This is a genomic window from Neglectibacter caecimuris (assembly GCF_034335015.1).
Taxonomy (GTDB): domain Bacteria; phylum Bacillota; class Clostridia; order Oscillospirales; family Acutalibacteraceae; genus Acutalibacter; species Acutalibacter caecimuris_A.
In genome coordinates this window covers 74,970-86,550 of sequence record NZ_JAWXXK010000010.1, presented here as the reverse complement: position 1 = coordinate 86,550, position 11,581 = coordinate 74,970, and the positions used below count along the sequence as shown (strand labels likewise).

General features: G+C 51.5%; 7 protein-coding genes. All 7 read right to left on the bottom strand.

Features of this window, described 5'->3' with window-relative positions:
• Positions 1-42: 42 nt before the first annotated feature.
• Entirely contained in the window at positions 43-507 is a 465-nt protein-coding gene (locus tag U8T64_RS12925; RefSeq protein WP_322184122.1) for a 6-carboxytetrahydropterin synthase, read from the bottom strand.
• On the bottom strand, positions 504-1,604 hold the full coding sequence (locus U8T64_RS12920; RefSeq protein WP_322184121.1) for a hypothetical protein: 1,101 nt from the start codon (positions 1,602-1,604) through the stop codon (positions 504-506). Before U8T64_RS12920 ends, U8T64_RS12925 begins: the two co-directional genes overlap by 4 nt.
• A 22-nt stretch (positions 1,605-1,626) precedes the next feature.
• Positions 1,627-4,530 (bottom strand): TIGR03111 family XrtG-associated glycosyltransferase, encoded by a 2,904-nt coding sequence (locus U8T64_RS12915; RefSeq protein ID WP_322184119.1) that lies wholly within the window; start codon positions 4,528-4,530, stop codon positions 1,627-1,629.
• Entirely contained in the window at positions 4,505-5,110 is a 606-nt protein-coding gene (gene xrtG / locus U8T64_RS12910; protein WP_322184118.1) for an exosortase family protein XrtG, read from the bottom strand. Before xrtG ends, U8T64_RS12915 begins: the two co-directional genes overlap by 26 nt.
• A complete protein-coding gene (locus U8T64_RS12905; protein WP_322184117.1) occupies positions 5,107-7,230 on the bottom strand; it encodes a Firmicu-CTERM sorting domain-containing protein in 2,124 nt (707 codons plus the stop codon). The genes xrtG and U8T64_RS12905 overlap by 4 nt, the downstream gene beginning before the upstream one ends.
• Before the next feature lie 516 nt (positions 7,231-7,746).
• Positions 7,747-8,601: a tyrosine-type recombinase/integrase gene (locus tag U8T64_RS12900; RefSeq protein WP_322184116.1), complete on the bottom strand. Its 855-nt coding sequence runs from the start codon at positions 8,599-8,601 to the stop codon at positions 7,747-7,749.
• Positions 8,602-9,111: 510 nt separating this feature from the next.
• Positions 9,112-11,571 carry a GH116 family glycosyl hydrolase gene (locus tag U8T64_RS12895; protein WP_322184114.1) on the bottom strand — a complete coding sequence of 820 codons (2,460 nt, stop codon included), beginning with the start codon at positions 11,569-11,571 and terminating at the stop codon, positions 9,112-9,114.
• Positions 11,572-11,581: the final 10 nt, after the last annotated feature.

Here is an 11,581-nt window from a genome sequence, read left to right as displayed (position 1 = left end):
GTGCAGCCCCCCCTTTTTTGATCGGTTATGAAAATCCCACTCTCATTCTTCGACAATTTGATCCAGCACCGCGTCCATCACATCGGACAGGATCTCCTGCTCTGTTTCTTCCGAAAGCCTTCTGTTTTCCTCATTTTCAGAAAGGTTCAAAATATAGCTTCTGGTAGGCGTCTCACTGGCCTCGACCTTTGTGAGAATACCGCCGATCTCATGGATCACACGGTAAAATTCCCCGGAAAAGTAATCTGTCATATTTTCCAAAGTGGGCAAAATGCCGTCGAAGGGCTCCTCCTCGTTCATCACCTTGTTCTGATAGCGGGAAAGGTATTTGGAAATTCCCTTTTCAAACACGTTGAATTCCACAAAGGAGGTGCGCCCAAACCGAATGGTGAGGGCAAATTCCCAGGTGTGGGAGTGGGGCTCGCCCTTGCGTCCGCCTACGATGATATAATGCCGGGCATTGAGATAAAACTTGAGCTTGTATTCCCGGTACAGCCGCACACTCATATTTTTCCCCCCTCCCTCAGCTTTTCTTCTATCTCTTCCTGACCGGGCCCCTCTTCCGTGACTCTGATCTGACAAAGGAGCTTTGTTCCCTCCGGAGAAAGCAGAGAGCAGAGCTCCTGCTCCACCGCGGAGGCGCTGGCCTGTATGAAAGCCAGCACTAAGACCCGGTCTGCCCACTGAAATTTCAACACACTTTTATCCGTGAGATATTGAGAAAGGAGAAGCACGCTTTTTTGTCCCGCGCTGTCCGCGCACCGGAGCTGAACAATGGAAATGGGAAACGCCTTTCGCTGTATAAGCTTTTGTAAAAAGCCGGAAAAGGCTTCCTTCTTCCAAAGATTTGTTTTAGCATCGTGAATGTCCCGCTCGGAAAATCGCTCATTGATGGATGTAAGGCTTTGATTCAGCCCTTCGATCAGCTGCTTTTGCCGCTCCCGCTCCTCCCGGAGCTTCTGGATCCGATGAGCCATTCCCAGGGAAGTGACACACAGAGTGACCAAAAGCACCGCTGCCGTAATACACAGCCCCACCTTTGCCTCCAAAAAGCGGTTGTTATCCAGCAGCACCCTGCGGTTGGTCAAAAGACACATACGATAAGGAGCGCCGTCGTAAATAAAAGCCACGCCGGAAGCGATGTATTCCCTTCCATCAATTTCTATCTCGCCATGGATCACATGATTTACGGAAAGACTGTTCAGAAAGCTTTGCGCGCTGTTGGAGGCGTAATAAGTCGCCGTGGTAAGGCCCTTATACTTGTTGGTTTCCAGCACGTCCTTGACAAACAGCATATTTTGCTCCCGGGAAAAGGTCCAATACTTATTGGTGGAAGCGTCCAGGCTGCTCAGAATACCGGTGATGATCTCCGTGTCGCTGCGGTTTTCTTTCAGGTTGATCTGGTCTAATACCAGCTGCACATAGGCGTCCTGCTGCACCGCGCACACGTCCAGAACGCCCCGCTCGTACCGGTCCAGGCCCAGCCAGACAAGGCAGGCGGCGCACAGGGAAACCGAAATGGAAAGCACTGCCGCCAGCAGCGCCGTATGCCTCTTCACGTTCCCTTTCTCCTGTGCCTTATGAGCCAGTTCTTTTCTTTTCATGTGGCCGCCTCCTTTCTCTTCCTCAGCTTGCCGGACTTTCCACGAAGGAAGAAATATAGTAATCGGAAGATTTCAGCACCTCGTTATTCAGCCAGGCAAAACCCTTTTCTTCCGCCAGGGTCTTTTCCTGAGAAAAGAGGTTCACCCCCAATCCCAGCCTGTCTCCCTCGATCTCAAAGCCAAGGGAAGCGAGCACGGTGGGAAACAGATCCATAGAGGTATAAGTACGCCTTTGCGGATCAGATTGACAGGAGGTATCGCTGTTTATCAGGCAGGTATACACCGTTCTGTCATAATAGTCCAAGCCCTCTACCAGGTTTCCGTCCATACGGGGGTGATCCCCCACGATCACGATCACGCTGTCATCGTAAAAATCCTGTTTCTCGCACCATGCCAAAAATTCCGCGATGAGACTGTCATTACAGGCCGCGACATTGGCGGTAATGTTCTCGTATTTCTTCTCGCACCAGTCGCAGAGATAACCGCCGGGCGCGTGAAGATCCACTGTAAGAAGAGTAAAATTGAAAGGTTTTCCCTGCCCTGCCAGCTCGGTGAGCTCCTCCCTGGCAATATCGAACAGTACCTTATCCTCAATTCCCCAGTTTTTCTTGTAATCCTCAGGAATATAGCCCTCTTTTCTTGCCGCCCACAGGTCGAAAATTTCATAGTCCCCATGCTGCTGGAAATAATTGGAGCGCCCCGCGAAGGAGCCCGCCGAGCCGCAGAGAAATTCCTGAACATATCCCTTCTCCGCTAAAATATCTCCCAGGGTGACGATCCCCGGCATATGCGCTTCTCCCTCCAGGTAATTCCGCTCTGTACCGGGTAACGCATAGGGCGCGCCGCTGGTGGTGGCAAAAAGCGCCGCCATGGTCCAGTTGGCCCCCTGGGTACAGTGAAAGCCGCCCAGGCCCTCTGTATCGGAAAAATTGAGATTCTGCCGGGCGATCTCCGTAAGCCGGGGGATATAATTTTCCGTTTGCTTTCCTCCGGCCTCCCGGGAAGCGTAGGCGGTCTCCAAGCTTTCCACATAGATATAGATCAAATTCTTCGTTGTTCCCGAAGCAGTGATGGCGGTTTCTTCCGGCGGCACGTAATAATCCTCGTAAAGGCGAGTAGTAGTTCCCAACAGCCCAAAGTAATCCAGAAGCTTATATTCCCCGTTGGCATACAGCGCCTCGAAAAGCAGCAGCACCGCACCGCCGTACAGCACAGCGGTATGAAAGCCGCGATAGACCCGCGAGAGACGGGGGGCTTCCGTCCGCCGTTTTTCCAGGCGGCGGCCCGCAAGGTAGTCCAAAAAGCAAAAAAGCCCCCAGCAGAGAAGCGCCGCCCCAAGAGGCAGCACCAGCCCCCATAGGATCTCACTGATCATGCCGGCGCCGGTACCCTCCGTACCGCCCGCCAGCGTATTTAAGATCTCGTTTATTTCCACACCGAAGGCTTTTCTGGACCAATACACTACCACAAGCAGCAGCGCCCCGAAAAACCAGACGGCCCCTGTTCCCAAATACCAAGACAGAGAATACGGGAGCTTTTTCACACTTTCTTTTTGCGGCTTATTTCGATTGACGGCATCACGAAATTTTCCCAAAAGCGTTAAAGGCTTTTTGCAAAGCTCCCTGGCGGCAGCGGCAAAGGAATTGCCTTCTTCGGAAAGCGTTCTGGTTTTCCAGGCGCTGTCTGTGGAAATGCTGTTCACGATCCCCGCCAGCCGGATAAAAAACACCATGATATTAAAAAACGGCAGAAGCAGAACGCACCACCAGTGATCGGCATAGTATTTTCGCACCGGGGGATCCATCTTCAGAAAAGCGAGAACCGAGAAAAAATAAAAAAAGCCGATGAGGATATACAGGGCAAAGATCACACCCATGGCATATAAAATGGTCTGCCCGGAATAATTCATAAAGACCAGGCAGAACATGGCTAAATACCAGATCATACGAGGCAGAGCAAAGGTATGATCAAAAAGCAGGGTGCGAACGTTTACATCTTTTACGAGTTTGTGGACCCGAAAGCTTTTATCCAAAAACATTTGGGCCACTTCCAGGCTGCCCCGCTGCCACCGCTGCCTTTGAGTATACAGCTGATCCATTCCCTGAATGGGATCGGTGAAATAGATGGCGTTTTCACAGATCTCGATCCGCTCCTTCTGGCGCACCCGCATTTGAAAGGTAATGTGGGTATCCTCGCAGATCGTATCGGTATTATACAGCCAGGAACTCAAAACCGCCGATTTGCGAAAAGCGGAAAAAGCGCCCGACAGCGTATAAACAGAATTGGTTTCCGAGGCGTAGCTGCGCCCGGCCAGGAAGGCCTGAGCGTATTCCATAAATTCCATGTTCCGCAGCAGTCTGCTGAAAAAGCCCTTCCGCGCCCGAATGTCATCGGGGTGGGTCAAAACAGCGCCTGTCATACAATTCAAATCAGGGTTGGCTTCAAATTTTGCCACCAGATTTGCCAAGGCGTTTTTTTCCAGATATCCATCGCTGTCGATATTGATAATGTATTTTCCACCGCTGTTGTAAAGGGCCAGATTCATGGCCCTGGATTTCCCCTGTTCCGCGTTCAGCCACTGCATTTTCAACTGGGGAAAGGCTTTTTGGCACTGATCAAACACGGAAAAGCTGTTGTCGCTGCCACCGTTATTGACCAGAAAAATACGAATGCTTTCACTGGAATAGGTGCTTTCCGCAATAGACTCCACGCAGTGAAACAGTGTTTCCGCCGAATTGTACACCGGAATGATCACAGAAATTTCCGGGTCGATTTTAGGCCGCTCGTAAGGCTTCCTTTTCTGGATCCGCCGCTTGAGCAAAAGCAGAATGCTCCCCAGAGAGGGAATGATCTCCATTGCCACGGAAATGATGATCCAGGCACCCCAGAAGGCAAAGGAATCAAGGAGTCTTTTTAGTATGGGCATAGGCAAAACTTCCCACTTTCATCCGCACGATCTGCGGCTTTGTAAACACATAAAAATACAGGTAAATGCTGAGAACGTAGAAGATGATCCGCCCGATGATCGCATGGGCGGCATAGTAGGCCCCCGGCCCGAAAAAGCATACCGCTAAGCAGATCACCACGATTCGCAGGGCGTTGCACGCCATGATATAGCAAAAGCCGGTCAGGGCAAGCAGAAGCTTTTCTGTAGCGCTGTATACATTGAAAAACGCCAGCAGGCTTTCATAGGCCATGATCTCGATGATCCCGGAGCACTCAAAATCGATCTGCAGGGTCATGGATTCTCCCCCGCAGGCGATAAAAATGATGCCGTACTTAAAATAAGCCATAAACTGCCCGGTGAGATTGCCGACTATCCCAACCAAGCCGGAAACAGCTCTGGCCAGCGGCTGTGTCAGCACTGGGCGAGCTGCCGTCATCAAAAGAAGAAACAGCCCCGCGCTTCCAATGAAAAACTGCCAGGCATGCAGCTCTGCTTTTTTTGTGACCACCAGCAGAAAAACCCATATGAGAACCGCGAAAAGAAGGAAAAATGGATTCATGATTCTTTTACGCCGCCTCTGCGCCTGCGCCAGCCACCCACGCCTACCACAGCGGCAAGGCAAAGTAAAACGCCCAGCCACGCTCCGGAGGAAGTGCCGGCTATAGTGATCCACTGCTGACCCAGCTCGCCGAACTGCGCGGAAATGGTTTTGAAATCTCCCACACCGCAGTCAAAGGTTTTGGCAAGCTTTTCCAGATCCAGATAAAACTCACCCTCGTCTACGCCTTCCTTGACGGTGATCATCATTTTCCCATACCACGGGGGCGCATTGGGATCGGTGTTATTGATATTTTTCAATTCCTGGCTGTCGTTTGTTTCCAAAATGTAGTATTCATAAGTACCGGGGGCCAAACCGCCCACATTGGTGTTATAGTCTATGGTTCCGTCCTCTGCCACGGAAACCAGGCGGAAATGAAGCTCGCTGCTTTCATTGAAACGGATCGTCACCGCGTGGCATAGCTCGTATCCCTTCTGGGCCAGATGGTCCGGCACGGTGGTTTTGACATGCCCGTATAATGTAGTGCCGCTGGTGTACAAAGCACCGCTGGCATCGATGCTCTCTTCCTGCGTGCCCTGGGTATCATACTGGATCGTGGTATGCGGGTAGTAGGTCCAGTCTCCGTAAAGCCCATCATAAACGATCCCTTCAAAGCTGCCCCCGCTTCCCTGTCCATTCAAATTTGCCACCTCTGTGATGATCGGGTCATGGAGATACAGTCCAAAATCAAAGGTGTTTAAGTAGCTGGGCAGAGCAGAAGCGGGAATTGCCACCTCCCACTGGGTTCCCACATGCCGGGCGGAAGCCCCCTCAGCCGGGCAGCTTACTGTGCCATCCGCGTTTAACTGGAACAAAAGCTCATGCCCCAAATCGGTTTTCAGGGAATATTTTCCGTTTCCGTGGCTGCCCGCGTTGGCAGCGTTGCCGCTGGGAGTGTCCTTAAGATAGAAATAGATCCAATCCCCGTCAAACACGGCGCTTACACAGTCCAAGTTGCCGCCGGGATCATTTCCCGGGTATTTTTTTACCGCGTCCCAATCGGAAAAGCTGCCGTCTATGACGATCCCCTCATAAACCGGTTCCGGTTTTTCCAGTTCCGTTCCGTCCATTACAGGCATGCCGGAGGCCGGGAATGAGGTATTCCGATAGGAGATCGTAAAATCGCTGTCCGCAAAATAACCGGCGGGCAGCTTCACCTCCACCACTACGGGCCCATCGCTATTTCCCACTTCACCGCCGGTTTGCAGTTCGCCGCCCTGCTGACAAAGGGAATCCAGCGATATCTGCTGTGTTACACCATTTTGTGTGATATTCACCATGATCCATTTTGCGTTGGGAAGGTTGTACTGATTGGCGGAACCTTCAAAGCAAAGATATACGTTGCCTTCCGTATCCATGGCGGTTCGCAGAGAATTGATTTTGATTCCCTGATCCTCCACACCGGAAAGGGAAACAGGCGTTACGGCGCTCCAATCCTCCGCGCTGCCGTCCACTGTGATCCGTCCGGTGGTATCGGCAGGCCGTTTCCTTGTTTCCTCTTCCTCCGGCGGCACGCTGCTTTCCGGTTCAGAGGTGATCCCTGATTCCGGCTTGTCTTCCGAAGTAGATTCCAGGCCGCTTTCCACAGCAGACTCCGGCGTGGATTCCGGAGCCTCTTCGGAAAATCCCAGTTCAGCGGCGGAAATTGCCGTACCCATAAATTCCAAACTGAAACGATCTAAAGGAAGAGAAGCAAGCGGCACAGTCAAAACGCCTTGATAAGCTTCTCCCCAGTTTCCCGCCTCTGTATTGTCTCTCTGTATGGCAGCACTGGCCCCGGAAACCGGAGCCCAATCCTTCAAAAGCTGAATGTTATCCTGTGAAATGACGACCAGATACGTTTCCCGGGAGCCATCCTGTCCGATCAGCGTCAACACAGGTTCCTGCGAGCTATACGACCTTCCCTCCAGCCCCAGAGACAAAGATGTCCCATCATAGGAGACAGTAAAAGACGACACGATCTGGCTTTCTGTGCTGTAGGCTTTCGCGGCGATCAGTGGCAGCCCCCCCAGCAGCAGAGAAAAAGCAACCAGCCCGGAAAGCATTCTGGAGACCCACAGCTTCTTTGCTCGCTTCTTCAAACCAATTCCCCCCCTGGCCCCACAACAACATAATTTGTATTGTGTGGTAAACTTGCCTGCTGACTTTTCCCTTTTTCTTCCGAAGATTTTTGGCACCCTCCCCATATTTTCCTCATTGCTTTTTTCATGAAAAATCCACGCCTAATGATAGGCGCGGAACAGCAGATGGAAATATGTTGTAATGCTATCAGCGAAACACAGGCGCAAAAAGAACAGCCTTTTCTATACTGACAGCAAAGGCTCGGTAATATTGCTTTGGGGCAGCACCAAACAAATCTGAGTGTCGTATTTGCACAAGCAAGACGATGCTTAGATTTGTTCGGTATTGCCTGAGAACCAGAATTTTGCTTTCCCTTTTTCAAATGCTTGAGTTCAACAGGGCAAATTCTTTCTGTAACGAGAAACCTCTTGCAAAGCAACGCATAGTATGATAAAATTAAATATGTAATTTTACCACACAATACAAATTATGTTGTAATAATAAATTGATTTTTGCAAGCCCACTTTGCTTTCGCTTTATACGGTGATCAGATCCAATCGTTCCAGGCGTTTTGCGTAATCCAGGCAGCTTTCCGCCGTATAGATCCGCGTTGTGTTCACGCTGGAATGTCCCAAAATATCTGCTAAACGCACCAGATCCTTCTCCATTCCGTAATACGTTCTGGCAAACAGGTGGCGCAAATTGTGTGGGAAAGCTTTTTCCGGTTCCACCCCCGCCCTTTCACAGAGAAGCTTCATCTCTCGCCAGATGTTGGTACGGTCTAAGGGGTTTCCCGATTTTGTTACGAAAACCGCTCCGGCGGTTATTTTTTGTTTTTGAAGATATTTCCGTAAAAGCTTTTGCAATTTTTGCGGCAGGAATATCACCCTGCGCTTTCCCTTGTTATTGATCTCCGCCCTGCCCCGCGCCACAGCCTCCACCGTGATATATTGCAGCTCCGATACCCGGATCCCGGTAGCGCAGATGGTTTGCATCAAAAGAGAAAGTCTTTCATTTCCTTCCCGCCTTGCCTCCCGGACAAGCGAAGCGTATTCTGTGCGGGTCAGCTCTTTGCTCTCATCCCGAAAAAGAGTTTTTTGAACTTTCAAAAACCGCATTGTCAGCTCCTGCCACCCCATAAATGTGAAAAAGCTGTTTGCGGCTGCCAGCATGGAATTGACCGAAACGGAGGAACGTGTTTCCAGCAGTTCTTCCTTCCAGGCGAGAAGCAGCTCCTTTGTGAAAACTTTGCCCTCCGTGTAGGCTTGCAAATTTTTCAGATCACGGATATACTTTTGTATGGTATTTTCCGCCCGTTCCTGCTCCCGAAGATAAGTTTCATATTCCAGAAGCTGCTTGTCCGTAAGCTTGTACTGTCTTTTCTTGATCATATTCCTCCTATCCTTTCCTGTAAATTGCGGCTCTCTCAGGCCAGTGCTTTTTTGAAAAACTCAAAAAGCCTTGAAGCTGCCGTGTTTCCTTCTTTTCAAGTATTCCCATTTTACCTGAACCCAAAAGACTTTGCACAGAAAAGAACAATAGAGTGAAGCCTTTTCTTTTTTACCAGTTGCGAGTTGTGCATGGTGAGTTGCTCAGAAAGGGAGAGGGACAGGGAGGAATGAGAAATTATTAAATTTGCGGGCAAAATTTAATGAATGGGAATTTAGTGTTTATCCGCTCACTTTCTACCTGTCATTCTGAACGAAGTGAAGAATCTCGCTCTTTGATTCTTTGCTCAGAAATTAAGGGCGAGATTCTTCGCCTACGGCTCAGAATGACAAAGGAGGGGCCTTGCCCTTCTCTAACAACTCATTACTTACGACTAATATCTAAAAAAGGAACCGCTGCAAAACGACCCGTTTTGCAGCAGCTCCTTTTTAGTGGTTTCTTGTCGGAAATCCTTATACCTCCAGCTGAATCTTTTCCACATCGATGGAGCCGGAAACCACTTGGCAGTAGGCTTCACCGTCTTTTACGCCCACCAGGCCGTATCCGGTATCGGCAGCTAAAAACGATTGAAAATCCCCCTGAATCCTGGGCGCAATGTACAGAGTTTTCCGGTAAGCATCGTAGCGGATTCCCGTCATGCCCTCCAGCAGAGCGTAAGATGCCATAGCCCGGGCATACCAGTGGCCGCACTCGTACTCGTCGAAGGGGTTGCGCGCGTCCCCCTGATATCTGCTGCGACAGGCCCGCACAATTTCAAGGCCCTTTTCCACTTCTCCCACAAACATCAGATGAGAAGCCACCTGGTATTCGATACCCGTCCACACCTCATCGCTGTACACAAAGGGCAGGGCCGGTTTTTCCCCATGGGGCCAGGAACAGAGCAGCAGCCCGGCTTCCTCCCCCAGGCAATAGCTGGAACGCTGGGGGTTCGCGTGCTCCAACAGATCCTTCTTCAGGTTATAGCGATGCACACAATTTAAGTGGCTCTTGATCTTTTCGGGATCCCCCACCTCCGGCAGACCGCAAACCGCCGCCAGCCAAAAGCCCAGCACGCCGTCGGAAATGCAGCCCTTGCCATATTGATACTTGGGGCCGTTTTCAGTGATCAAAGCTTCCGCCTCGGGAGAGATCTTCGTATCATTGATCGCGGCCTGTCCGGGCTTTTTTCCCAGGGTTTTCCATTCCACCTCCTGGCAAAAGTACTCCCCATTATAGAGCCGCTCTGACAAATAGGCCTTTCCTCTCTCTAACAATTCTTCGTATTTCCGGCCGTCCTCTTCCAGCAGCGCGGACAATTCCACCATGGCCTTCAGGGCGGAAAGGTAGAAGGAAGAACACATAGCGTCGGCGCCCCAGAATTCAATATCATAGGTATTGTGATGGGGCTCCTTCAGAACGCCCTCCCGGTTTTTATCCCACCGGTCAATGCAGAACTTCATGGAAGCCTTTACCCTGGGCCACAGCTTTTTCAACCAGGCCAGATCCCCGCAGACCAGGAAATCCCGGTAGACCTTTACGATCCCACCCAGCTGGCCGTCGGCAGCGGCGTAAAAATCATGGGTGGTTTCTCCGATGGGCAGGGCGGAGCGGAAATTCTGATGGCCCGCTTCGTTTTGTGAATCGAAAAATTCCGTTTGCCGCAGGCTCCGCTCCATAGCGGGAAACAGGTGGCACAACGCCTGGGCATAGTTCCACACATGGGTACAGGAACCATGGCAGGAGCCCACGCTGTCACAGCAGCCCTCCCAGCACCACAGTCTGCCGTCGGTTTGCCGCAGTACGGTGGGAGATTTTAAGATGCACAGGTTGGCCCCCACCGCCTCCAGGACGATATCGGGCAAGGTGGAGGCGTAAAAAGTATCGCAAAACAGCGCGGTTTCTTTACGGAGCCTCTCATAGTGAGAGGCCGCGAACTCCGCCACGTCTTCAACGCTCCGGAATTTTGTGGTATACCAGGGCTGGTACCGCTTCAAATTCACCAGCTGCTCGTCAGTATAAGGCTCTTTCTGATCTGTCTGCCCGATCCTCAGCCTGGATTCCGGCACATACCAGCCACACTGCACCACAATGGTTTTTCTTTCTCCCGGCTCCAGCCGGAACGGCAGAGAAAGGCTTCCCCCGGGATTGGGGTACTCGCTGTCGTTTTCCCGGTACTTCTCTTCCGATTTTCCCGCCTCGATATCGTTCCAAAGCATGGTAAGGGAATCGTACCAGCCCCCGCGGAACAGGGCGGTATTCACTCTGACCGCCGGATCGCGCACAGCGGCGGTATAATAGCCCCGATCCCAGGGCTTTTCCGGCGTTCCCTCCTGGGCCAGAACAAAGCCTCCCTCCACCGGGTATACCGAACGAACGCCGCTACCCTGGGCCATAAAGTTCATGGAGCTGTAATAATAAACAGCTTCCAGCGGGATGGACCTGGTATTTTCAAAGGTATATTCCAAATAGGCAACAGGGCAGCTGGAATCGTCCGCGTGGGGCGGCGTAAAGGGGCTCCACGCCTTCAGGGAAACGGCCAGCGGGAACTGCCGGTCTTCAAAGCAGATCTCCGCAAAGGGAAACCGGGCGGAGAACACGGCGCTTTTGAACCGGGGCAGCCCATAGGTCCTGCCGGGAAGGCCGGTAGCCCTGGCAAAATTTTCCTCATAGAGAACAGGTGTGGCAGGCGCGGTGGCCGCTCCGTAAATTTTGTGCTTCGGCACCTGGCTTTCAATAACACGGCTGAGGTTCTTTTCCCCCTTCACGGTAATGGCGGAAAACAGACAGGGCTCCAAATTGACGTTGGGTGCGTTGCGCAGGGAAAAAGCGGAAAAAGCTCCTGTGCCTTCCACAGTGAACATTCCCGCGCCCATGCCGCCTAAGGGGAACCCGATATAGTCCAGCTGGTTCCCGGTGTAGGTTTTACTGTTCATAGTAGGATCC